The organism is Micromonospora sp. URMC 103 (assembly GCF_051386435.1).
In the GTDB taxonomy this organism is placed as follows: domain Bacteria; phylum Actinomycetota; class Actinomycetes; order Mycobacteriales; family Micromonosporaceae; genus Micromonospora.
In genome coordinates, this window is record NZ_JBPQTR010000006.1 from 1,085,790 (window position 1) to 1,108,532 (window position 22,743).

The 22,743-nt window shown below is 71.1% G+C and carries 19 protein-coding genes and 2 rRNA genes; 6 read left to right on the forward strand and 15 right to left on the reverse strand.

Annotated features, from left to right (window positions below):
• Positions 1-94: 94 nt before the first annotated feature.
• Genes ACSNOA_RS31400 through ACSNOA_RS31415 form a run of 4 tightly spaced genes read right to left on the reverse strand, consistent with a single transcriptional unit; the run spans position 95 to position 3,601 of the window.
• On the reverse strand, positions 95-1,303 hold the full coding sequence (locus ACSNOA_RS31400; protein ID WP_436663366.1) for an ABC transporter permease: 1,209 nt from the start codon (positions 1,301-1,303) through the stop codon (positions 95-97).
• Positions 1,300-2,001 carry an ABC transporter ATP-binding protein gene (locus tag ACSNOA_RS31405; protein WP_436663367.1) on the reverse strand — a complete coding sequence of 234 codons (702 nt, stop codon included), beginning with the start codon at positions 1,999-2,001 and terminating at the stop codon, positions 1,300-1,302. The genes ACSNOA_RS31400 and ACSNOA_RS31405 overlap by 4 nt, the downstream gene beginning before the upstream one ends.
• A complete protein-coding gene (locus ACSNOA_RS31410; RefSeq protein ID WP_436663368.1) occupies positions 1,998-3,080 on the reverse strand; it encodes a peptidoglycan-binding protein in 1,083 nt (360 codons plus the stop codon). Before ACSNOA_RS31410 ends, ACSNOA_RS31405 begins: the two co-directional genes overlap by 4 nt.
• Complete coding sequence (locus tag ACSNOA_RS31415; RefSeq protein WP_436663369.1) at positions 3,077-3,601, reverse strand: hypothetical protein; 525 nt, start codon at positions 3,599-3,601, stop codon at positions 3,077-3,079. The genes ACSNOA_RS31410 and ACSNOA_RS31415 overlap by 4 nt, the downstream gene beginning before the upstream one ends.
• 157 nt (positions 3,602-3,758) lie before the next feature.
• On the opposite strand from ACSNOA_RS31415, the gene ACSNOA_RS31420 reads away from it, so the two are divergent.
• Both ACSNOA_RS31420 and ACSNOA_RS31425 read left to right on the forward strand, forming a co-directional pair.
• The gene (locus tag ACSNOA_RS31420) at positions 3,759-4,415 is read left to right on the forward strand and encodes a response regulator transcription factor (RefSeq protein ID WP_436663370.1); all 657 of its coding nucleotides are present in this window, start codon (positions 3,759-3,761) and stop codon (positions 4,413-4,415) included.
• Positions 4,412-5,638 (forward strand): sensor histidine kinase, encoded by a 1,227-nt coding sequence (locus tag ACSNOA_RS31425; RefSeq protein ID WP_436663371.1) that lies wholly within the window; start codon positions 4,412-4,414, stop codon positions 5,636-5,638. Before ACSNOA_RS31420 ends, ACSNOA_RS31425 begins: the two co-directional genes overlap by 4 nt.
• Positions 5,639-5,770: 132 nt before the next feature.
• Here ACSNOA_RS31425 and ACSNOA_RS31430 read toward each other — a convergent pair whose 3' ends face one another.
• The 4 genes from ACSNOA_RS31430 to ACSNOA_RS31445 form a co-directional block, all read right to left on the reverse strand.
• Complete coding sequence (locus tag ACSNOA_RS31430; protein WP_436663440.1) at positions 5,771-6,217, reverse strand: nucleoside deaminase; 447 nt, start codon at positions 6,215-6,217, stop codon at positions 5,771-5,773.
• Between the two features lie 184 nt (positions 6,218-6,401).
• Positions 6,402-6,929 (reverse strand): tRNA adenosine deaminase-associated protein, encoded by a 528-nt coding sequence (locus tag ACSNOA_RS31435; protein ID WP_436663372.1) that lies wholly within the window; start codon positions 6,927-6,929, stop codon positions 6,402-6,404.
• Positions 6,930-7,055: 126 nt separating this feature from the next.
• Positions 7,056-7,223 (reverse strand): hypothetical protein, encoded by a 168-nt coding sequence (locus tag ACSNOA_RS31440; protein ID WP_436663373.1) that lies wholly within the window; start codon positions 7,221-7,223, stop codon positions 7,056-7,058.
• Positions 7,224-7,299: 76 nt separating this feature from the next.
• On the reverse strand, positions 7,300-7,638 hold the full coding sequence (locus ACSNOA_RS31445) for a hypothetical protein (protein ID WP_436663441.1): 339 nt from the start codon (positions 7,636-7,638) through the stop codon (positions 7,300-7,302).
• Between the two features lie 115 nt (positions 7,639-7,753).
• On the opposite strand from ACSNOA_RS31445, the gene ACSNOA_RS31450 reads away from it, so the two are divergent.
• Together ACSNOA_RS31450 and ACSNOA_RS31455 are read left to right on the forward strand one after the other, a co-directional pair.
• On the forward strand, positions 7,754-8,512 hold the full coding sequence (locus ACSNOA_RS31450; protein WP_436663374.1) for a M23 family metallopeptidase: 759 nt from the start codon (positions 7,754-7,756) through the stop codon (positions 8,510-8,512).
• A gap of 29 nt (positions 8,513-8,541) precedes the next feature.
• A complete protein-coding gene (locus ACSNOA_RS31455; protein ID WP_436663375.1) occupies positions 8,542-9,612 on the forward strand; it encodes a PHP domain-containing protein in 1,071 nt (356 codons plus the stop codon).
• Here the strand turns inward: ACSNOA_RS31455 and ACSNOA_RS31460 are convergent.
• Positions 9,609-10,589: a DMT family transporter gene (locus tag ACSNOA_RS31460; RefSeq protein WP_436663376.1), complete on the reverse strand. Its 981-nt coding sequence runs from the start codon at positions 10,587-10,589 to the stop codon at positions 9,609-9,611. The two genes, ACSNOA_RS31455 and ACSNOA_RS31460, sit on opposite strands and share 4 nt — an antisense overlap.
• A 163-nt stretch (positions 10,590-10,752) precedes the next feature.
• Between ACSNOA_RS31460 and ACSNOA_RS31465 the strand changes: the two genes are divergently transcribed.
• The gene (locus ACSNOA_RS31465; RefSeq protein ID WP_436663377.1) at positions 10,753-12,423 is read left to right on the forward strand and encodes a DUF885 domain-containing protein; all 1,671 of its coding nucleotides are present in this window, start codon (positions 10,753-10,755) and stop codon (positions 12,421-12,423) included.
• A 55-nt stretch (positions 12,424-12,478) separates the two neighbouring features.
• On the opposite strand, the gene ACSNOA_RS31470 is transcribed toward ACSNOA_RS31465, so the two are convergent.
• The 3 genes from ACSNOA_RS31470 to nudC form a co-directional block, all read right to left on the reverse strand.
• On the reverse strand, positions 12,479-14,149 hold the full coding sequence (locus tag ACSNOA_RS31470; RefSeq protein WP_436663378.1) for a DUF6114 domain-containing protein: 1,671 nt from the start codon (positions 14,147-14,149) through the stop codon (positions 12,479-12,481).
• 80 nt (positions 14,150-14,229) lie between these two features.
• Positions 14,230-14,784, reverse strand: a complete 555-nt coding sequence (locus ACSNOA_RS31475; RefSeq protein WP_436663442.1) for a DUF6230 family protein — start codon at positions 14,782-14,784, stop codon at positions 14,230-14,232.
• Between the two features lie 456 nt (positions 14,785-15,240).
• Positions 15,241-16,167 (reverse strand): NAD(+) diphosphatase, encoded by a 927-nt coding sequence (gene nudC, locus ACSNOA_RS31480; protein WP_436663379.1) that lies wholly within the window; start codon positions 16,165-16,167, stop codon positions 15,241-15,243.
• Positions 16,168-16,349: 182 nt separating this feature from the next.
• On the opposite strand from nudC, the gene ACSNOA_RS31485 reads away from it, so the two are divergent.
• Entirely contained in the window at positions 16,350-18,149 is a 1,800-nt protein-coding gene (locus ACSNOA_RS31485; RefSeq protein ID WP_436663380.1) for a VanW family protein, read from the forward strand.
• Between the two features lie 46 nt (positions 18,150-18,195).
• Here the strand turns inward: ACSNOA_RS31485 and ACSNOA_RS31490 are convergent, their stop codons facing one another.
• The 3 genes from ACSNOA_RS31490 to ACSNOA_RS31500 all read right to left on the reverse strand — a co-directional run bounded on the left by ACSNOA_RS31490 (position 18,196) and on the right by ACSNOA_RS31500 (position 22,308).
• Complete coding sequence (locus ACSNOA_RS31490; RefSeq protein WP_436663381.1) at positions 18,196-18,933, reverse strand: NADPH-dependent F420 reductase; 738 nt, start codon at positions 18,931-18,933, stop codon at positions 18,196-18,198.
• A 60-nt stretch (positions 18,934-18,993) separates the two neighbouring features.
• Positions 18,994-19,110: ribosomal RNA gene (gene rrf, locus ACSNOA_RS31495) — 5S ribosomal RNA — on the reverse strand.
• An 86-nt stretch (positions 19,111-19,196) separates the two neighbouring features.
• Positions 19,197-22,308, reverse strand: a 23S ribosomal RNA gene (locus ACSNOA_RS31500).
• Between the last annotated feature and the right edge of the window lie 435 nt (positions 22,309-22,743).

Below are 22,743 nucleotides of genomic sequence, written 5' to 3' on the forward strand. Positions count from 1 at the left end.
AGGCCGCGCCGTCGGGGTGACGGCGGTCACACACGCTGAACAATACGACCGTCCGCCGGCGCCCACGCGGCGACGGACGCACCCGATCAGCGCGTCAGGCCAGCGCCTCGGTGGGCGCGAGCCGGGCGGCCCGCACGGCCGGATAGAGGCCCGCGAAACCGCCGATCACCAGGGTCGCCAGCACACCGCCGGCCATGGCCCAGGCCGGCACCACCGTCGGCCACTCGCGCCAGAACGCGTACCCGGCCGTCACGAGGATGCCGAGCAGCACGCCGCCCGCCCCGCCGAGCGCCGACAGCAGCAGCGACTCGGCCAGAAACTGGACGCGGACGTGCCCGCGGGTGGCGCCCAGGGAGCGCCGCAGCCCGATCTCGGCCCGCCGTTCCAGCACCGAGATGACCATCGTGTTCGCGACCCCGACGCCGCCGACGAGCAGCGCCACCGCGCCGAGCCCGAGCAGCAGCCCCGTGAACGCCTCGTCGCTGGCGGCCGCGGCGGCGAGCGCGTCCGACGGCCGGGACACCTGCACCTCGTTGGGCGCCTCCGGGTTGGCGGTCGCGCCGAGCACCGCACGGACCGCCTCCACCGACGCCTCCCGGGAGCGCGTGTAGACGGTCGTCGGGTGGCCGTCGAACCCGAGGTACGCCTCGGCGGCCGGCCAGCCGACCAGCGCGGAGCTGTCCAGCTCCGGTGCGAGCGGGGCCGGGTCGAGGATGCCGACCACGGTGAACCACCGTCCGCCGAGGTACACCTGCGTGTCCGGGCCGGGCGCGCCGAGGCCGAGCCGGCGGGCCGCCGCGTCGCCGAGCACCGCGGCGGGGTACCGCTCGGTGGCCCCGTTCAACCAGGTGCCGATGCGTACGGTGGCGCCGACGGTGTCGAGCAGCCCGAGCTGGACGGCACGGGTGGCGATCCCACCGGTCTCGCCCGACGGGATGCGGTCGGTGCGGTAGACCGGGGCGTCGGGCACCTGCCCGGTGGCCGAGACACCGGTCACCGGCCCGATCCGCCCGATCATCGCCACGGACTCCATCGGCAGCCGCGCGCGGTCGCCGAAGAGCGTGTTCCCGGGCGCCACGGTGAGCAGGTTGGTGCCGAGCCGGTCGAGCGTCCGGTCCAGGTCGGCGCGGGACGACGACGAGATCCCGACCACCGCGACCATCGCCGCGATACCGATCGCGATGCCCAGCGCCGAGAGGAACGCGCGCAGCGGCCGCGTACGCAGCCCCACGCCGCCGACCCGGAACACGTCGCCCGCGCCCAGCCGGGCCGGCGCGAGGCGGGGTCGCGCGTCCGCCGTCATGGACGCACCCCCTCGGCGAGCGGTACCGCCGCGTCGGCCACCACCCGGCCGTCGCGCATCCGCACCTGGCGGGGCAGCCCGTCGGCGATCTCCCGGTCATGGGTGATCACGACGACGGTCGTCCCGGCGCCGTGCAGGTCGCGCAGCAGCGCGAGCACTCCGGCGCCGGCCACCGAGTCGAGGTTGCCGGTCGGCTCGTCGGCCAGCAGCACCGCCGGCTCGCCGACGACCGCGCGGGCCACCGCGACGCGTTGCCGCTCGCCGCCGGAGAGTTCGTGCGGCCGGTGCGTGAGCCGGTGTCCCAGGCCGACGCGGTCCAGTGCGGCCTCCGCGCGCCGCCGCCGCTCCCTTCGCGGTACGCCGGCATAGAGCAGCCCGTCCGCCACGTTGTCGAGCACCGGCGTGCCGGCGGCCAGGTGGAACTGCTGGAAGACGAAGCCGATCCGGCGGGCCCGCAGCGCGGAGAGTTGCCGGTCCGGGAGGGCCGCCACGTCGTACCCGTCGATCCGGGCCCGCCCGGCCGACGGGCGGTCCAGGGTGCCGATGAGGTGCAGCATCGTCGACTTGCCGGACCCGGACGGCCCGACGATCGCCACCAGCTCCCCGTACCCGATCCGCAGGGAGACCTCGCGCACCGCGACGACCCCGCCCGGGTACGTCCGGCTCACCCCGTCCAGCACCACGGCGTCACCGGTCATGCCGGCATCCCCACCGTGAGGCCCTCGACGAGGTCCGGGCCGCCGACCTCGACCCGTCCGGCCGCGAACAGGCCAGTGGTCACGGCGACGATCCGGCTCCGGCCGCCCTCGACCACCTCCACCCCGTAGCCGCCCTCGGCGAGCGCGAGCAGCGCGGCCACCGGCACGGTGAGCACGTCCGGCCGCTCCGCGGCGGTGAAGGTGACGTCCACGCTCGCGCGGTCGTACCCGGTGAGCTTCGCCGGATCGGCCACCGACACGGTGACCTCGATCTTCGTCTGGGCCTCCTCGGACTGCCCCGAGCCGCCGCCCGAGCCGGTCTCGATGACGGTCTCCGCCGACGCGACCCTGCCGTCCACGGACGTGCCGTCCGGCAGGACCACGCCGACGGTGGCGCCCTCCTTGGCCAGCCGCTGGTCGTCCACGTCCAGCTCGACGGTCACGAGCCGGCTCGTCCCGGTGTACGTGAGCACGGCCTGGCCGGGCTGCACCGCGTCCCCGGTCGACGCCGGCAGGCTCTCGACCCGCACCGCGTCCCCGGCGTAGACGATCCGGCCCGGCTCGACACGGCCGGTCTCCGGCAGCCCGAGGTCCTCCTGCCACTCCCGCACCGCGTCGGCGGTGCTGCCCGTGTACTCGTCGTCGACCGTGAACCCGGTGTGGCCGAGCGCCCGCAGGTTCCGCTCGAACTGGGCCACGTCGCTGCCCTCCAGCCCCGGCTCCAGCACCCGGTACGCGGGCAGCGCACCGTAGAGGAGCACGACGGGATCGTTGTCCACCGCGTACAGCCGACCGCCCCGCTTCACCACCGTGCCGGCCTCCGGCAGCGCGGTGATCGTGCCGGCGAGCCGGGCCGTCGCCGTACGCGTCGTGCCGTACCCCAGCTCGCCGTCCACGGTCTGCGCGTCGGTCAGCGTCTGGCGGGTGACGGTGGCGGTGGCCGGCGGCCCGCTGTCGGCGGACGCCGTACCGCGGTCGGTGCCGCCGAAGCCCACGGCGGCCACGACGCCCGCGGTGGCCGCCACCAGGACGGCGGCGCCCACCGCGACCACGCGGACCCGGGTGCGGCGAGCGGTCACTTGGTCGCCTCCGCGAGCTTCGGCGCGTACTGCCGGCACTTCTCCATGGCGGCCTTCATCTTCGGGTCCTTGATGTTCACCTTGTCGACCCGCAGCTCGATGCCGCCGTCCGGCTGGGGGTCGGGGAACTCGGGCACGCCGTTCTCGCGCATGCACGCGGCCAGCTTGCGCAGCCGCTCGACCTGCTCCGGGTCGAGCTTCAGCTTCTCGCCGCCGTTGGGCAGGTGCTGGCGGCACGCCCCCATGGCCTTCTCCACCTTCGCCGGGTCGGTCTTCCCGCCGAACCGGAACACCCGGTCGGCGCCCGGCTCCGGATCGGGCACGTCGACCCCGTTGTCCCGCATGCACTCGGTGAACCTCAGCCGCTGTTCGTCGTCGCTGAGCTGGGCCGCCGGGCTCGCCGACGCGGGCTGCGACCCTCCGCCGCCCGCCGTGGCCACCGTGGGCTCCTCGCCCGACCCCCCGCACGCCGGCAGGGTCAGGGCGAGCAGCAGCGGCAGCGCGAACAGTCCTCGTCGCATGACGCGCGCTCCTTCTCCGGCCCGGCGGTGCGCCGGGCACTGTCCGCACCCGGCGCACCGCCGGGCGTCACGACCAGTTGACGACGACGGGCGTATCCCCGGCGTAACCGCCGACGTTTACGCCGGCGTTACGCGGTGGCGAGGCACCATTGGGCCCGTGAGGGTGCTGGTGGTCGAGGACGAGAGCCTGCTCGCCGAGAGCATCGCCGAGTGGCTGCGCCGCGAGGCGTTCGCGGTGGACGTCGCGTACGACGGCGACGCGGCCCTGGAGCGGCTCGGCGTCAACGACTACGACGTGGTCGTCCTCGACCGGGACCTGCCGGTCGTCCACGGTGACGAGGTGTGCCGGGCGATCGTGGACGGCGGCGGGGAGACGCGGGTGCTCATGCTCACCGCCGCGGCCGCCGTACGCGAGCGGGTGGCCGGCCTGGCCATCGGCGCCGACGACTACCTCACGAAACCGTTCGCCCTGGTCGAGCTCTCCGCCCGGGTGCACGCGTTGAGCCGACGGGCGCGGCGGGCCACCCCACCCACGCTGGCCCGTGCCGGCATCGTGCTCGACCCGGCCCGCCGCCAGGTGCACCGCGACGGCCGGTACGTGCCGCTGTCCCGCAAGGAGTTCGCCGTCCTGGTCGAGCTGATGCGCGCCGACGGCGCGGCGGTGACGACCGAGGAGCTGCTGGAACGCGCCTGGGACGAGCACATCGACCCGTTCACCAACGTGGTCCGGGTGACCGTCATGAAGGTGCGCCGCAAGCTGGGCGAACCGCAGGTGGTCGAGACGGTGCCCGGTGTGGGATACCGGATACCGTGAAGCGACTCTCTCTCCGCGCCCGGCTCACCATGATCTACGGGAGCCTGTTCCTGGTGGCCGGGCTGGTCCTGCTCGCGGTCACCTACGTGCTCATCGACCAGCGCACCGCGCAGCCGTTCGGGATGTCGCTGCGCGACGTCAAGCCGATCGTCCAGGGCGTCGAGGGGAAGCTCAGCGGCGACCAGGCCGAGCAGTTGCGCCTCATCGTCAACAAGGTGCAGGGCGACGCCCGGAGCCAGGCGCTCGACTCGCTCCTGACCCAGGGCGGCATCGCACTGGGTCTGGTCTCCGTGGTGGCCATCGCGTTCGGCTGGCTCGTGGCGGGCCGCGCGCTGCAACCGCTGCACCAGATCACGGGGACCGCCCGCCGGATCGCCGGCGCCGACGTGGCCGGTCGCGGCCTGCACGAACGCATCTCCCTGGCCGGCCCGAAGGACGAGGTACGCGAGCTGGCCGACACGTTCGACGAGATGCTGGAACGGCTCGACCGGTCCTTCGACGGGCAGCGCCGGTTCGTGGCGAACGCCTCGCACGAGCTGCGTACGCCGCTCGCGCTGAACCGGTCCCTCATCGAACTGGCGGTCAGCCGGCCGGGCGCCTCCGACGACGTACGCCGGCTCGGAGAGTCGCTGCTGGCCGTGAACGAGCGGCACGAGCGGCTCATCGACGGCCTGCTCACGCTGGCCGACTCGGAGAACGAGCTGACCGCCCGGTCGCGCATCGACCTGGCCGACGTGGCCGACCACGTGCTCGACCAGACCGTACGGGAGGGCGGTGCCACGGTGACGCGCGAGCTGGCGCCCGCGGAGGTGGTCGGCGATCCGGTGCTCGTCGAACGGCTCACCACCAACCTCGTGGAGAACGCCCTTCGGCACAACGTGCCGTCGGGCGGCCGGGTGTGGGTCGCGACGGGCGTGCGGGGAGGCCGGGCCACGCTCACGGTGAGCAACACGGGCCCGGCGGTGCCGGCGTACGACGTGGAGACCATCTTCGAGCCCTTCCGCCGGCTCTCCGGCGAGCGGGTCGGCGCCGGTCGGGGGTTCGGGCTGGGCCTCTCCATCGTGCGGGCGGTGGCGCGGGCCCACGGCGGCACGGTCAGTGCGCAGCCGCGCGAGGGCGGCGGCCTCGTGGTGACCGTACGGCTGCCCGAGGCGCCGGCCGCGCACCCGGGCGCCGGTGTCCCGGAGACGCGGAAGGCCGAGCCCGGCCGGAGCCTCCGCTAGCTGCCAGCCGACCGGGTCGTCGGGTCGCCCTGGGGCCGTCGCCGTCGCCGCGCCGTCGCGAGCGGGAGCGGATCCGATGCGCTGCGACCGGCCGAGATCACGGGCGCCGCTCGCCGCGGCGAGCGGCGCGCCTCAGCGGAAGAACGCGCGGAGCAGGGCGGCGCTCTCGTTCTCCAGCACCCCGGAGTAGACCTCCGGCCGGTGGTTGAGCCGCCGGTCCCGCAGCACGTCCCACAGTGACCCGACGGCACCGGTCTTCGGCTCCCAGGCCCCGAAGACCACGGTCGAGACCCGGGCCAGCGCCAGCGCCCCCGCGCACATCGTGCAGGGCTCCAGGGTGACCACGAGCGTGCACCCGTCCAGCCGCCACCGGCCCAGCCGCTCGGCGGCCCGGCGCAGGGCCAGCACCTCGGCGTGGGCGGTCGGGTCGCCGGTCAGCTCGCGCTCGTTGCGGCCGATCGCCAGCTCGGCGCCGTCCGGCCCGTAGACCACGGCGCCGACCGGGACGTCGTCGGCGGTCGCGCCGCCGTCCCCGCCGACCGCGGGCCCCGTGACGGCCACCTCCAGCGCCCGGCGCATCCACAGCTCGTGGCGCTGCCGGCGGCCCAGGTCGCCGGGGTCGGCCAGCCCCTCGTCGGCGCCGGGGCCGACGCGCCCGGTCCGGCCGGGCGTCGGCTGCCCGGGCCGTACGGTCCCCAGGGCGGGGTCGGTGGCGTCGGCCGGCTCGCCGCCGCGCGGCAGGAGCGGGTCCCCGCCGACCGGCTCAGACCTCACGCAGCTCCTCGACCTCGTCGACGCAGCCCAGCACCTGGCACACCTCGGCCGTCACGTCGGCCGGCAGCATCCCCTCCTGGGCGCAGAGGTTGAGCAACTTCTGCGCCGGAATGCCCAGGTCGGCGAGGATGTCGGCGTCGCCGACCGGGTCGGCCTCGGGGTCGACGGCGGGCTGCTCGGACTCCTCCTCGCCAGCGACGGCCGGGCGGGGCTCCTCCACCTCGTCCAGCCCGGTGACCGACGTCTTCAGGTCACCGACCAGCAGGGCGCCCAGCCGCGACTCCTCCGCGTACGCCGAGTCCGACCCGAAGACACGCAGGTCCTCACCCTCGTCGAGCCGCAGGAGCACCAGGTACGTGTCGTCGGCCTCGATGAAGAGCAGCGACAGGTCCGCGTCCTGGTCGACGTCCCGCAGCCGGTCGGCGACCTCGTCGATGTCGGCGACCCCCCGCAGGTTCACCTCGGCGGCCGTCCAGCCGCCGTCATCGCGCACCACGGCGGCAGCGAAGTACGACACGGTCCCCCCAATTACCTCGGCACAGCACGCCGACTCGTTACGCGTGCACGTTAGCCGGTCGGGCCGGCAGGCGACCGGTCAACGCCCCGAAGGGCCGGTCATTCCTGACAAGTTCGTCGTCGCGCCTCAGCCGGCGATGCGCCGTCGCGTGGCGATGAGCTGCCGCAGTCGCTCCGTACGCATCCGCTGCGGCCGCTCGCGCTGCCGTACCGTCCGGGCGCCCGCCAACTCGGCGAGGAGCTGCAGGCGACGACGGCTACGGTCGGGGTCGAGCCGCGGAGTGGTCCAGGCCATGGTGCCGAGCGTGCCGAGTCGGCACGCCCACGTCAAGCCGGGATTCGGACCGCAGTCGACCCGCCACCGGCCGCAGTCACCAGAGCGGCCAGTCACCCCCGGTCGCCCAGCGCACGGCCACGACGGCGGCGGCGATGCTCCAACCACCGGCCGTGACGATGGCGACGCCGGTGGCCACACCGCGGTCGCCGTGTCGCACGAGCGCGAGGGCGGCGAGCCAGGCCAGCAGCCCGGCCACCAGGGTCCACCACGCGTAGCTCGCCACGTCCGTGCCGAGCAGCCCGAACAGCAGCAGCCAGCCGAAGGCCGCGCCGGCGCCGGCGGCCACGCCCGGGCCCGTGACCGGGTGCGGTTCGCGGTAGGTGGGCCGGGTCGGGGGCCCGGCGGGAAAGAGCCCCGAGGGCGTACGCGGCATCGGCCGGTATCCGGGGCCCGGGTCGTACGGATACGGCTGCTGGCCGGTCGTCACCGTCGCCTCCCCTCGCCCGGACCACTCGTCTCCACCGTACCGACTCTGCCAGGATGACCGGATGCCCTCGCGAACGACGCGGCGCCGCGCGTACCCCGCCCTGCTCCTGGCGGCCACGGTCCTGGCCGCCGGCTGTGCGTCCACCCGGCCCGGCGTGCCGGCGGGTGGCGTGACGGCGGTCCCGCCGAGCGCGCCGGCCACCGGGGACCAGCCCGCGCCCGCGTCCACCGCGCCGACCGGCTCCGCCCGCCCGACCGGGCCGGGTACGCGTACGCCCACTCCGTCGGCACCGGCGGCGCGGGCCGGCGTGCGGCACGTCTTTCCGGTGCGGGCCGGCAACGTGGCCTACCACCCGACACACTCCGGATACCCGGCCACGGACATCTTCGCCGACTGCGGCGAGCCGGTCGTCGCGGTCACCGACGGCACGATCCTCGAGGTGAGCCGGGTGGACCGGTTCGACAAGCGGAAGCCGCTCGGGCCGGACAACGGCGGGTTGTCGGTGTCGCTGCTCGGCGACGACGGCGTGCGCTACTACGGCTCGCACCTCAGCGCGATCGCCCGTGGCGTCGACGCGGGCGTACGGGTCCGGGCCGGCGACCCCCTGGGCAAGGTGGGACGGACCGGCAACGCCAACAACGTCTGCCATCTGCACTTCGGCATCTCCCCGCGGTGCACCGGCCACGACGACTGGTGGATCCGTCGCGGCGTCGTCTGGCCGGCGCGCTACCTCGACGCGTGGCGCAAGGGCAGCAACCGGCTCGCGGCCGACGAGGTCGCCGGGTGGCTGCGGCGGCACGGCTGCCCGAAGACTCCCTGAGCGGCCGCCCGGGGACTAGGTTCGGTGGGATGAAGGCCCGGGACCCCATCGCCGACCTGAGGCGGATCGCGTTCCTGCTGGAACGCGCGAACGAGGCGACCTACCGGGTGCGGGCGTTCCGGTCCGCGGCCAAGGCGCTCTCCGCCCTGCCGGCGGCCGAGGTGGCCGACCGGGCCGCCGCCGGCACCCTCACCGAATTGTCCGGCGTCGGTGACGTGACGGCCCGCTGCGTGGCCGAGTCGCTCGCCGGGGAGGAACCGGTCTACCTGCGACGGCTCGTGGCCACCGAGGGCAGCGACCTGGACGCCGAGGCCACCGCGCTGCGGACGGCGCTGCGCGGCGACTGCCACACCCACTCCGACTGGTCCGACGGCGGCTCCCCCATCGAGGAGATGGCGCTGGCCGCCGTCGAGTTGGGGCACGAGTACGTGGTGCTGACCGACCACTCGCCCCGGCTGACGGTGGCGCGGGGCCTGACGGCCGCCCGGCTGCGGCGTCAGCTCGACCACGTCGAGCAGGTGAACGCGGCGTTGCCCGAGGGGTTCCGGATCCTCACCGGGATCGAGGTGGACATCCTCGCCGACGGCTCGCTGGACCAGGACGAGGAGCTGCTGGCCCGGCTCGACGTGGTGGTCGGGTCGGTGCACAGCGGGCTGAACGACGAGCGGTCGAAGATGACCCGGCGCATGCTGGCCGCGATCGCCAACCCGCACCTGGACATCCTCGGTCACTGCACCGGCCGGATGGTCTCCTCGCGCCCCGTCGGGGTCACGGGGCCGGGCGACCGCGGCCATCGGGCGCGTACCCGCAAGGAGAGCGACTTCGACGCGGACGCCGTGTTCGCGGCGTGCGCCGAGCACGACGTCGCCGTCGAGATCAACTCGCGGCCGGAGCGGCAGGACCCGCCGAAGCGGCTGATCCGCCGCGCCCTGGAGGCGGGCTGCCGCTTCGCCATCAACACCGACGCGCACGCTCCGGGCCAGCTCGACTGGCAGCGGTTCGGTTGCGAGCGGGCGGCCCGCTGCGGCGTGCCCGCCGACCGGGTGGTCAACACCTGGTCGGCGGGGGAGCTGGTCGACTGGACCCGCAAGCGCTCCTAGCGGCTGCTCGCCGGCTCGGCGGCGGGCACGGCGGGCGTGCCGACGCTGACCGCCGCCCGGCGCCGCCGGCCGATCAGCCCCTGGGAGACGGCGACGCCGACCAGCACGACCAACGCGCCGACGGGCTGGTGCCAGTTCAGCCGCTCGTCGAGGACCAGTGCGCCGATGAGCACCGCGAACACCGGGATCAGGTAGGTCACGGTGGAGGCCGTGCTCGCCCCGACGACCCGGATGTTGCGCATGTTGATGACGAAGGCGAGGCCGGTGCCGAGCGCGCCGAGCGCCAGCACGCTGGCCAGCACCCGGGGCGACAGCTCGGTGGGCACCGGGGGCACGCCGGCCACCAGCGGAGTGACGATGGCGAGCTGCGCCACGGCGATCAGCAACTGCGCGGCGGAGAGGGAGACGCCCGAGTGCGTGCTGCCGGCGACGAACCGCTTCTGGTACGGGATGCCCACCCCGTAGCAGGCCGCCGCGCCAAAGCACAGCAGCTGGCCGGTGAAGTGGGACCCGCCGACGCCCTCCCAGACGCCGAGCACCACCAGCACGCCCGCGAAGCCGAGCGCCAGCCCGACCGCGCTGCGCCGGGTGAGCCGTTCGGTGCGGAAGACCAGCACCGCGAGGGGCAGCACGATCAACGGGGTCGTGGCGTTCCAGATGCCCGCCAGCATCGACTCGACCCGCTGCTCGCCGTAGCCGAAGAGCGTGAACGGGAGGGCCACGCCCAGCGCGGCGACGACCGTGAGGTGGCCCCAGACCCGGGGCTCGCGGGGCAGCCGGTCGCGGAGCACGGCGAGCACCACGAGCAGCGTGACCGCTCCGGCGGCCACCCGGTAGAGAGTGAGCTGGAGGGGGTGCAGCTCCTCGACGCCCACCTTGATGAACAGGAAGCTGGAGCCCCAGATGGCGGCCAGCGCGAGGAAGCCGGGCAGCCAGCTCCGGAGCGCCGGGCGGTCAGGGGTGAAGTGGGTGGTCACCCCTGACACTCTGCCGGAGACGTACGACAATGTCCCGCGACTTCCGGACCGCGTGTCCGACGCCACATGATCCGTCCGTGGGCCAGCCGGTTGGCACGGGCCCGCCACCTCGATCAGCGCACGTGGTCGACACGGAACCGCGCAGGTCACGTAGTGTCGCCACGTGGGACGAATCGACGAACTCGCGAACCGTTACGTGGCCGAGTGGGCGCCCCTGAGCCCGACCGGAGCCACCTTCGTCGGCATCGCCGGCTATGACGACAAACTCGACGACCTGACGCCCGACGGGTACGCGGCGAGGGCCGAGCTCACCCGCCGCACGCTGGCCGACCTCGACGTGACCGAGCCCGAGACCGAGGCGGAACGGACCGCCAAGGAGGCCATGCAGGAGCGGCTGGGCCTCGACCTCGCGCGCTACGACGCGGGCGAGACGACCAGCGAGGTCAACGTGATCGCCAGCGGGCTGCACGACATCCGAATGGTCTTCGACCTGATGCCGACCGAGGGCACCGACGCGCAGGCCAACGTCGCGGCCCGACTCAACGGCTTCGCGGCCGCTCTCGAGGGCTACAAGACGACGCTGCGCGAGGCGGCCGCCGCCGGGCACGTCAGCTCGAAGGTGCAGCTGACCGAGGTGGCCAAGCAGTGCGACATCTGGGTCGACCCGAACGGCGACAACTTCTTCCACGGCCTGGTCGAGCGGCTCGGCGCGGAGGGCAGCGTCGGCGCGGAACTGCGGCGCGGCGCGGCGGCGGCGACCGCGGCGACCGCCGAGTTCGGCCAGTTCCTCCGCAACGAGCTGGCCCCTCGGGGGCGGGACAAGCAGGCCGCCGGCCGGGAGCGCTACGAGCTGGCCTCGCAGTACTTCCTCGGCGCACGGGTCGACCTGGACGAGACGTACGCCTGGGGCTTCGCGGAGCTGGCCCGCCTGGAGAGCGACATGCGGCAGGTGGCCGCGCGCATCGCCGGGCCGGGCGCCACGGTCGACGAGGCCGTGGCCAAGCTGGACGCCGACCCGGCGCGGACCATCCAGGGCAAGGAGGCGTTCCGCGACTGGATGCAGGCGCTCGCCGACAAGGCCATCAGCGAGCTGCACGGCACGCACTTCGACATCCCGGAGCAGGTACGACGGATCGAGTGCTGCCTGGCCCCGACCAGCGACGGCGCGATCTACTACACGGGGCCGAGCGAGGACTTCTCCCGCCCGGGGCGGATGTGGTGGGCCGTGCCGCAGGGCATCACCGACTTCTCCACCTGGCGTGAGGTGACCACGGTCTACCACGAGGGTGTGCCGGGCCACCACCTCCAGGTCGGGCAGACCGCCGTCCGGGCCGACCTGCTCAACCGCTGGCAGCGGCTGCTCTGCTGGGTCTCCGGGCACGGCGAGGGCTGGGCGCTCTACTCCGAGCGGTTGATGGACGAGCTGGGCTACCTGGAGGACCCGGGCGACAAGCTCGGCATGCTCGACGGGCAGGCCATGCGGGCGGCCCGCGTCATCGTCGACATCGGCATGCACCTGGAGCTGGAGATCCCGCGGGACAACCCGTTCGGCTTCCACCCGGGCGAGCGGTGGACGCCCGAGCTGGGTTGGGAGTTCATGCGCGCGCACTGCCGCGTGCCGGACGAGAACCTCCGCTTCGAGCTGAACCGCTACCTGGGCTGGCCGGGGCAGGCGCCGTCGTACAAGGTGGGCGAGCGCATCTGGCTCCAGGCCCGCGACGAGGCGAAGGCGCGCAAGGGCGCCGACTTCGACCTCAAGGAGTTCCACCGGCAGGCGCTCGACCTGGGCGCACTCGGGCTGGACCCGCTGCGCCGGGCGCTCGCGCGCCTCTGAGCGGACGGCGGGCCGGGACGGGATCCCTCCCGTCCCGGCCCGTCATCGGCCGTTCCTAGACGAGCTTGATGTGCAGCGGTCCCTTGGTGTTCGCCGTGAGGGTGCCGCAGGTGATGAACGCCAGGTCGATCACCGGCTCCGTGAAGGTGATCGCGATCGGCACGGTGACCGGGATCCCGTTCGGGAACGGCAGATCCGGCGTCAGGGTGATCTTGATTCCGGCGAGCCGGCCCACGAACCGCGTCGCGTAGAAGGCCACTCGTGGGCCCTTGACGGGCGGCGACCCGGCCTTGCCCGGGAGGTCGTCCTTCACGACCAGCTGCTTCGTGACGTACTGGACCGACTTGCCGGCCGGGCCGTCCACGGTGAGGACGAAGTCGTCGGTCGCCGCCTCGTCCATGGTGAACTTCAACGTCTTGAGCGTGCCCTTGGCGGTGGGCAGGTCGACGATCCCCTCGAAGCGCAGGCGCGTCATCTTCACCTTCGAGCCGGTGAGTTTTCCGGGCTTGGCGGCCACCTTCGGCTGCCCGGGCTCGGGGTCGAGCTTCGGCAGCAGCTTGCCCGGCTCGACCTGGCCGGAGGCCGTCGGCTTCGGCGTCGGGCACGTGGTGTCCGGCTTGGCGGGGCGGGTCGGCAGGGCGGTGGCGGTCGCCCGGGGCGTCGCCGTCCGGGTCGGCGTGGCGTTGGGCGTGGCCGACGGCGAGACCGGGTCGCCGCTGGTCGTGCCGTCCGGTTCGGCGCGGGCGGCGTCGGCGCTGGTCTCGGCCTCGGGCTCCCGCGCGTCCTCCTCGTCGTCGCCACCGGTGAGCAGGTCGCCGATGCCGTCGACGATGTGGGTGAGCAGGTTCCCGTCGTCCGACTTCGGGTCGTCGGCCGGGGCGCCGCTGCTGGCGTCGGGGCTGGCATCGGGGCTCGCGGTGGCGCCGGCCGAGGTGGACACGGACTCGGCGGGCCGGGGCGGCGCGGACGTCGGGCAGGTCGGTGCGGCCCGCACCGGCGCCGGACCGTCGACCGCCACCACGCCCGTGGCGGCGAGGCTGAGCAGGACCAGCGTCACGACGTACGTCTTCGGGTCCCGTGCGACCGATCGCGACGGCGTCCCGTCCTGCCCGGCGGCGGGCGGGATCGGCGTGGTGTCGCGATCCGGGCTGTCGGAGTCGACGGGTGCGTGCTCCCGCAGCGGGTTACGGGGCTGCGGCAGGGTGTCGGTGAGCGGACCGGTGACCTCGCTCTCCGGCTTCGGCATGAGCTCGTCGACCAGGGCCGGCTCGTCCGTGTCCTCGTCTTCGTCGGCCGGCTCGTCGGCCGGCGGCGTCGCGGCCACCTTCGCGTCGCCACGCCGGGACGGCACCCAGGCGAAGCCGAGGGCGCTGCCCACCATGCCGAGCAGCATGCCGACGAAGAAGCCGCCGAGGTTGACCCCGATCAGCGAGTAGACCGCCGTCACCGCGGCGACGACCGAGTAGAAGATCCGCTGTGCCGGGCTGAGCCACAGCAGCAGCCCGCAGGTGATCAGGATGGTGGGGATCAGCCAGGACAGGAAGCCGGTCGGGCCCATCTGGAGGGTCAGGCCGGCCAGGCTCACCTTGGTGGTGCCGAGGATCTCCGCTCCGGCGAGGATGGTGAAGAGACCTCCCCAGAACGGCCGGGACCGCCGCCAGCGGCGGAAGCCGCGCCAGGCCCGACCGAAGCGGCCCGGCTCGGCGCGATGAGTGGCGGTCGACACGTACGTCCTCCGTAGCGGTGGGGAAGGGGTGGGATGGAACGAGGCCCGTGGAGGGCGTCCTCCACGGGCCTCGGGTCAGTTCAGAAGCATTCCTTGGCGTCGTCGCCCACGTTCACCTTGAGCTTGAGGCCGGTCAGGGTGAAGGTGCCGGCCGTGGTGTACCGGGCGACCTGCTTCAGGTCCTTGATGTTCACGTGCTCGGCGTCCTGGCCGAAGGAGCCCTTTTCCGCCGGGCTGAAGTCACTGGCGTCCCTGCCGATGTTGATGTTCGTGAACTCGGCGTTTCCGTCGAGCGAGTCCATGGCGATCACCATGCCCTTGGCGTGAGCCTCCTTGCCGGGGCCGCCGTCGCCGGCGTTGATGGTGAGGACCACCCGCATCACGCCGGGCACGGAGGCGTCGACCGACTGGCAGAGCTTGGTCAGCGTCGCGTCGCCGATCTCCGACATCGCCACCGGAATGACCTTGCCGTCCTTCGTGGTCACGATGCCGCCGTACTGCTTGAAGCCGCCGCCGTCCAGCTCGGCGGCGGACACCTTGAACGGCTTGCCGGCCACCGTGATGTTGGCGGCGATGGCGCCGTTGGCCATGCCGAAGACGATGCCGCCGGCCGCGAGAGCGGCGGGAACCATCATCGCGGCGAACCGGCGCCAGCGGGTCCCGCCCTGCGCCTGGCGGTCTTCCGAATCCTTCACGAGGTCCTCCTCGAACCGGGGGTCACCGGTCGCACGCGCGACTCGGGACGACGGGAAAGCACGTGGCCGCTGCGCTCCGCGCCGGGGGGCAGTCCGCGGTGTTCGCGCAGTGCGGATTGGATGCTCTCGCGAAGCGACCTGGCTCACAAGGCCCTGGCTACTGACCGGTAACTCGGACGTGGTATCAAGATCGCCCACGGTTACCGGAGGTTAACAACGGGCGGACGACGAGGACGGGACAAACCGGTCGGACGCGGAGCAACCGGCACGCGACGCTTCACCTCGCGTAGCTACGGCATGCCATCGTCACGGTTTCGTAACGGTAGGCTGAACAGGCGCTGTGGATGAGCTCATCCTCACCCGTACGGCGGGGCCCGCCGCCCCGTGCGGCCGTCCTCACGCCGCTTCGGCCAGCCAGCCACCGAGCAGATGGTGATCGATCGAGTCGATCCGGCCGACGGGGTGACCCGCCGCCATTCGGGCCCGCAGCTCGTCCCGGGTGAACCAGCGCGCCTCCAGCAGCTCCACGCCGTCCACCTGGACCTCGTCCGAGGCGGCCCTCGCCCGGAATCCGACCATGAGCCCCGCCGGGAACGGCCACGCCTGCGACCCCTGGTACGACAGGTCCGTCACCGTGACGCCGACTTCCTCGGCCATCTCCCGGCGTACCGCGTCCTCCAGGCTCTCGCCCACCTCCACGAACCCGGCCAGCGTCGAGTACGACCCCTCGGCGCTGCCCGCGTGCCGGGCCAGCAGGCAGCGGTCGGGAGCGCCCGGCGCCACGAGCAGCACGATGATCGCCGGCTCGATCCGCGGAAAGTGCAGCCGGCCGCACCCGGCTCCCGAGCAGACCCGCACGTGCCCGCCGTCCCGGGCGGTCGTGGGCGCGCCGCAGCTGCCGCACCAGCGTTGCTGCCGGTGCCAGTACAGCAGCCCCCGCGCGTACGCCTGGGCGGCAGCCGCGGCCGGGTCGAGCCGGCCCGCCAGTCGCCGCACGTCGAGGGTCGACACGGCACCGGCCAGGGCCAGCGCCTCCGCCTCGCTGTGCCCGGTGAGGTCGGCGCCGAAGAGCGCCGCGCCGGTGTCGTCCAGGCCGAGGAAGACGGTCTCGTCCGCGGCCGCGAGCACCGGGCCGGCCGCGTCGCCCGCGAGCCGGACCGGGAGGTCGGCGGCGTCGAGCAGGCACCGGTCCCGCCACAGGGGGAGGACGGTCGTCCGCCCGTCGGCCCGGAGCGCGGCCATCCGCTCCGCGTCCGTACGCAGCGCGCCCGCCCGGTCGAGCCACCCACCGCCGTACGCGAACACCCGCTCGTCCCTGCGCATGCCGCTACCGTCCCATGCCGCGTCGCCGGCCGCCGTCCCGGCCGCCGTGTTCGCCGACACGCCGGGCGACACGCCGTGACCCGACCGTCGGGCGGCGGCCGTCCACCGCGCCGGGCGTTGGCTACCGTAGGTGTCTCCCGCGCGGGGACGGACCCCGCTGGCACGTCGCGATCGAGGTTGCTGTGACGCTGTACGGCGAGACCCGTCCACCCGACGACGACCGGCCTACCGTGCAGGTCACCGCGGTCACTTGGCCCATCGAGGAGGTCCAGCCCCCGGCGCCGGCGGGCCCGCGCCGCACACGCCGCGTCCGGCTGCTGCTCGCGGCCGGGGTGGCCACCGCGGTGCTGGGCGGTGTTGCGGGCGCCGGCGCCTACGCGTACGCGGGAGACGTGCCGCGCGGCACCACGGTGCTCGGCGCGGAACTCGGCGGGCGCAGCCGCGCCGAGGCCGCCCGTGAGCTGCGGGCCGCGCTCGACCGGCGGGCCGCCGACCTCGGCGCGCCGCTACGGGCACAGGTCGGGGAGCGCACCGTCGAGATCGACCCGGCCGATGTCGGCCTCGCCGTGGACGTGGACGCGACCGTGGCGGCCGCGACGGAGGCCGACGCCCACCCGGTGAGCCGGCTGGTCGGCTCCCGTTCGATGCGGCCGGTCGTCACGGTCGACGCCGACCGGCTGCACAAGGCGCTCGAGAAGGCCGCCGGCGACCAGGGCCGGAAAATGACCATGCCGGCCATCACGTACGCCGGCACCACCCCGAAGGTGGTCCACCCGAAGCCCGGTCTCGCGCTGGACCCCGAGCGGTCCGCCGAGGCGGTCCGGGCCGGCTGGCTCGACGACCGGACGGTCACCGTGCCGCTCGTCGAGTCCCAACCGGCGACCACCGCCGAGGAGGTCGACCGTCTCGTGGCCGAGTTGGCGAGACCGGCCGTCGCCGCGCCCGTGAAGATCACGACCGGCCGGGGCTCCGTGACCGTCCCGCCGGCGGCGATCGCGAAGAGCCTGCGGTTCAGCGCCGACAAGGCGGGGAAGCTGACCCCGCGCGTGGACGTGAAGCGGCTGCGCGGCGCGCTCGGCGACGACCTGGCGGCCATCGAGACGGCGCCGAGGGACGCCCGCATGAGCATCTCCGGCGGCGCGCCGAAGGTGGTGGACGCGGGCCGCCCCGGCCAGCAGGTGGACGCGGCGGCGCTCGAGCGGGACCTGCTGGCCGTCCTGCCGCAGGCCGACGCGCGGGAGGTACGTGCGGAGCTGAAGCCGGTGCAACCGGAGCTGACCGCCGAGAAGGTGGCCGGCCTCGGCATCAAGGAGAAGGTCTCCTCGTTCACGACCCGCTTCACCGGTGGCATGTCGTCACCGCGGAGCCAGAACATCGCCACGATCGCCAAGGAGGTCGACGGCACCGTGGTGCTGCCCGGCGAGACGTTCTCCCTCAACGGGCACACGGGTGAGCGGGGCTACGCCCAGGGCTACCGGGACGCCCCCGTGATCCTCGACGGCAAGCTGGTCCCCGGCGTGGGCGGCGGCACCTCGCAGTTCACCACCACGCTGTTCAACGCCATCTACTACGCGGGTCTGGAGGATGTCGAGCACAAGCCGCACTCGTACTGGTTCGACCGGTACCCGGCGGTCATCGAGTCGACCATCTTCTGGCCGGACCTGGACTTCAAGTTCCGCAACGACACCCCGTACGGGGTGCTCGTCGACACGTCGTACACGTCGAGCACGATCACCGTGTCGATCTGGAGCACGAAGATCTACGACAGCGTGAAGACCGAGTACAGCCCCCGCCGGAACGTCACCACGCCGCGGACGATCCACCTGACCCCCGGCCCGTCGTGCATTCCCAGCAACGGCATCAACGGGTTCACGCAGGACGCCTACCGGGTCATCCGCAAGGACGGCAAGGTGGTGAAGCGGGAGAAGTTCACCTGGCGCTACGACGCCGAACCCCGCTACGTCTGCGGCCCCGCGTCCTGACGCCGGCGGCGTCGCGGGTCACGCTCCTTCCCGGCCGTACGCGGTCTCAGCGGCGCGCCTCGGCGAGCCCCTGCCGTACCCCGTCCGCGTTGCGGTCGGCCAGGTAGACGGGTGTGCCGGGCTCCTGCCGCCAGCTGTCGTCGAGGGTCCCGCCGTCGACGGCGTCGAAGCCGAGGGCGTCGACGAGGTCCATGACGACCCGCTTGGCGTCCACGTCGTCGCTCGCCACCGGCAGGGCGATCCGGTCGGGGGCGCCCGACGGGCGACCGTTCTCCAGGAGGTGCTGCGCCGTGATGGTGTTGAACGCCTTCACGAGCCGCGCGCCGCGGAGGTGGGCCGCCGTCCACCGGCTGGACGACGTGCCGTCCATCAGCTCGGGGATGTCGCCGTCGCGGTCGGGGTAGTAGTTGTCGGCGTCGACCACGATCTTCCCGGCGAACAGCTCGCCGGGCAGGTCGGGGACCGCCATCAGGGGTACGGCCACCACGACGACGTCCGCGTCCCGGATGGCCTCCTCGACCGTGCCCGTCCCGGCACCGGTCTCGCCGCCGAGCGCCCGGAGGGTCTGGGGGCCACGGGAGTTCGCCACCGTGACCTGGTGTCCCAACGCCGTGAGCCGGCGGGTCAGGTTGCCGCCGATGTGTCCCGAGCCGATGATGCCGATCCTCATTCCCGCTCCCTGGTCGTCGACGAACGACGGGGCGCTCTCCCCGCTGTTCGACGCTAACGAGGGGCCCGCCGCCCGCTCAGGCGAACGACGGACGGGGTCCGCGGTGTCCGGCAAAATGGTCCAGAAATGCTGTCAGGGCCATCCCGGTATCGGGATGGCCCTGACAGAAAGAATGTCCGGCGGTGTCCTACTCTCCCACACCCTCGCGAGTGCAGTACCATCGGCGCTGGAGGGCTTAGCTTCCGGGTTCGGAATGTAACCGGGCGTTTCCCCTCCGCCATGACCGCCGTAACTCTATCGACATATCAAACAACACCCACACGGGCGGGTTTGTTGTTCGTTTGTCGGGAGTTGCACAGTGGACGCGTAGCAGCTTCGTAGTCAAGTCCTCGGCCTATTAGTACCGGTCAACTGAACCCGTTACCGGGCTTACATTTCCGGCCTATCAACCCAGTCGTCTAGCTGGGGGCCTTACCCCACAAAGGTGGGTGGGATACCTCATCTTGAAGCGAGCTTCCCGCTTAGATGCTTTCAGCGGTTATCCCTTCCGAACGTAGCTAACCAGCCGTGCCCCTGGCGGGACAACTGGCACACCAGAGGTTCGTCCGTCCCGGTCCTCTCGTACTAGGGACAGCCCTTCTCAAGTATCCTACGCGCGCGGCGGATAGGGACCGAACTGTCTCACGACGTTCTAAACCCAGCTCGCGTACCGCTTTAATGGGCGAACAGCCCAACCCTTGGGACCTGCTACAGCCCCAGGATGCGACGAGCCGACATCGAGGTGCCAAACCATCCCGTCGATATGGACTCTTGGGGAAGATCAGCCTGTTATCCCCGGGGTACCTTTTATCCGTTGAGCGACACCGCTTCCACACGCAAGTGCCGGATCACTAGTCCCGACTTTCGTCCCTGCTCGACCTGTCAGTCTCACAGTCAAGCTCCCTTGTGTACTTGCACTCAACACCTGATTGCCAACCAGGCTGAGGGAACCTTTGGGCGCCTCCGTTACCCTTTAGGAGGCAACCGCCCCAGTTAAACTACCCACCAGACACTGTCCCTGAACCGGATAACGGTCCGAAGTTAGATACCCAAATCAACCAGAGTGGTATTTCAAGATTGCCTCCACCCATACTGGCGTATGGACTTCACCGGCTCCCACCTATCCTACACAAGCTAATTCGGATACCAATGTCAAGCTATAGTAAAGGTCCCGGGGTCTTTCCGTCCTGCCGCGCGTAACGAGCATCTTTACTCGTAGTGCAATTTCGCCGGGCCTGTGGTTGAGACAGTGGGGAAGTCGTTACGCCATTCGTGCAGGTCGGAACTTACCCGACAAGGAATTTCGCTACCTTAGGATGGTTATAGTTACCACCGCCGTTTACTGGCGCTTAAGTTCTCCGCTTCGCCCCCGAAAGAGCTAACAGGTCCCCTTAACGTTCCAGCACCGGGCAGGCGTCAGTCCATATACATCGAATTACTTCTTCGCATGGACCTGTGTTTTTAGTAAACAGTCGCTTCCCCCTGCTCTCTGCGGCCATACAACGCTCCACCCGCGCGGGGCTTCACGTCTCCGGCCCCCCTTCTCCCTAAGTTACGGGGGCAATTTGCCGAGTTCCTTAACCACAGTTCGCCCGATCGCCTCGGTATTCTCTACCTGACCACCTGTGTCGGTTTGGGGTACGGGCCGCTCGGAACTCGCTAGAGGCTTTTCTCGGCAGCATAGGATCACTGACTTCACCTGAATCGGCTCGGCATCACGTCTCAGCCTTCATGCACCGCGGATTTGCCTACGGCACGGCCTACACGCTTACCCCGGCACAACCACCGGCCGGGCTCAGCTACCTTCCTGCGTCACCCCATCGCTTGACTACTACCCGCCAGGTTCCCACGCTCCCCGTGATTGGTCCGAAGACCGCCCACAGTTCGGGTGGTTAGCACAACGAGGTTCGTCAGGGTCGCTCCTTCGCGGGTACGGGAATATCAACCCGTTGTCCATCGACTACGCCTCTCGGCCTCGCCTTAGGTCCCGACTCACCCAGGGCGGATTAGCCTGGCCCTGGAACCCTTGGTCATCCGGCGGAAGGGTTTCTCACCCTTCTTTCGCTACTCATGCCTGCATTCTCACTCGTGCCGCGTCCACAACTCGATCACTCGGCTGCTTCACCCCCGGCACGACGCTCCCCTACCCACCCACACACCTGCACCAACACCCGAAGGCGCCGGCGAAGTTATTGTGTGAGTGCCACAGCTTCGGCGGTGTGCTTGAGCCCCGCTACATTGTCGGCGCGGAACCACTTGACCAGTGAGCTATTACGCACTCTTTAAAGGGTGGCTGCTCTAAGCCAACCTCCTGGTTGTCTATGCGACCCCACATCCTTTTCCACTTAGCACACGCTTAGGGGCCTTAGCTGGTGATCTGGGCTGTTTCCCTCTCGACTACGAAGCTTATCCCCCGCAGTCTCACTGCCGCGCTCTCACTTACCGGCATTCGGAGTTTGGCTGATTTCGGTAAGCTTGTGGGCCCCCTAGACCATCCAGTGCTCTACCTCCGGCAAGAAACACGCGACGCTGCACCTAAATGCATTTCGGGGAGAACCAGCTATCACGGAGTTTGATTGGCCTTTCACCCCTAACCACAGGTCATCCCCCAACTTTTCAACGTTGGTGGGTTCGGCCCTCCACGCGGTCTTACCCGCGCTTCAGCCTGCCCATGGCTAGATCACCCCGCTTCGGGTCTCTAGGACACGCGACTGAATCGCCCTATTCAGACTCGCTTTCGCTACGGCTCCCCCACACGGGTTAACCTCGCCACATGCCACTAACTCGCAGGCTCATTCTTCAAAAGGCACGCCGTCACCCCTAAAGGCTCCGACGGATTGTAGGCGAACGGTTTCAGGTACTATTTCACTCCCCTCCCGGGGTACTTTTCACCATTCCCTCACGGTACTCGTCCGCTATCGGTCACCAGGAAGTATTTAGGCTTACCAGGTGGTCCTGGCAGATTCACGGCAGATTTCAGGAGTCCGCCGCTACTCGGGAACACCCACAAGACAGCAGTTTTCACCTACCGGACTCTCACCGTCTACGGTCAGCCTTTCCAGACTATTCGACTAACCACTGGCTTTGTAACTCCTCGAACACGTGTCAGCATGTTCAGTGGGGTCCCACAACCCCGACCACGCAACCCCTGACAGGTATCACACGCAGCCGGTTTAGCCTCAATCCGCTTTCGCTCGCCACTACTCACGGAATCACTAAATTGTTTTCTCTTCCTACGGGTACTGAGATGTTTCACTTCCCCGCGTTCCCCCCACACACCCTATGTGTTCAGGTGCGGGTGACTGGACATGACTCCAGCCGGGTTCCCCCATTCGGACACCCTGGGATCACAGCTCGGTTGACAGCTCCCCCAGGCCTATCGCGGCCTCCCACGTCCTTCATCGGCTCCTGGTGCCAAGGCATCCACCGTTCGCCCTTGACAACTTGACCACAAAGATGCTCGCGTCCACTGTGCAATTCTCAACAAACGACCAACCCACAACCCAAAAGCCCCACACCAGACCCGACAACCGCCGGCGGTATGCGAAGCCAGGCCATGCCTGGCGCCAACCAGGACATCACGTCCCGATCCATGGCTCTGAAAGACAACCGTGGTTGTTCTTTCAGGACCCAACAGGGTGCTCATCATCCCCTCCCAGCCGCACCAGGGACCTCGTTCCTGACGACCCGAAGATGGTCGTACTAGAAGAACCCCAGCCGTTGCCAGGAAAAAACTCGCCAGTGTCTCCGCCATTGAGCACCCCGACCCGACATTCGCAGGTCGCGGGCTCCATACCACCTTTCGGTGGATGGTGCTCCTTAGAAAGGAGGTGATCCAGCCGCACCTTCCGGTAAGATTAACTTACCTCGTTACGACTTCGTCCC

Bases quoted from the DNA above. Each gene is read 5' to 3' on its own strand.
- ACSNOA_RS31455 (WP_436663375.1), top strand. From the start codon at position 8,542: ATGAAGGCCCGGGACCCCATCGCCGACCTGAGGCGGATCGCGTTCCTG.
- ACSNOA_RS31430 (WP_436663440.1), bottom strand. From the start codon at position 6,217: ATGCGCCGGGCGCTGGAGGTGGCCGTCACGGGGCCCGCGGTCGGCGGG.
- ACSNOA_RS31445 (WP_436663441.1), bottom strand. From the start codon at position 7,638: ATGCCGCGTACGCCCTCGGGGCTCTTTCCCGCCGGGCCCCCGACCCGG.
- ACSNOA_RS31405 (WP_436663367.1), bottom strand. From the start codon at position 2,001: ATGACCGGTGACGCCGTGGTGCTGGACGGGGTGAGCCGGACGTACCCG.
- nudC (WP_436663379.1), bottom strand. From the start codon at position 16,167: ATGCGCAGGGACGAGCGGGTGTTCGCGTACGGCGGTGGGTGGCTCGAC.
- ACSNOA_RS31475 (WP_436663442.1), bottom strand. From the start codon at position 14,784: ATGATGGTTCCCGCCGCTCTCGCGGCCGGCGGCATCGTCTTCGGCATG.
- ACSNOA_RS31400 (WP_436663366.1), bottom strand. From the start codon at position 1,303: ATGACGGCGGACGCGCGACCCCGCCTCGCGCCGGCCCGGCTGGGCGCG.
- ACSNOA_RS31415 (WP_436663369.1), bottom strand. From the start codon at position 3,601: ATGCGACGAGGACTGTTCGCGCTGCCGCTGCTGCTCGCCCTGACCCTG.
- ACSNOA_RS31450 (WP_436663374.1), top strand. From the start codon at position 7,754: ATGCCCTCGCGAACGACGCGGCGCCGCGCGTACCCCGCCCTGCTCCTG.
- ACSNOA_RS31440 (WP_436663373.1), bottom strand. From the start codon at position 7,223: ATGGCCTGGACCACTCCGCGGCTCGACCCCGACCGTAGCCGTCGTCGC.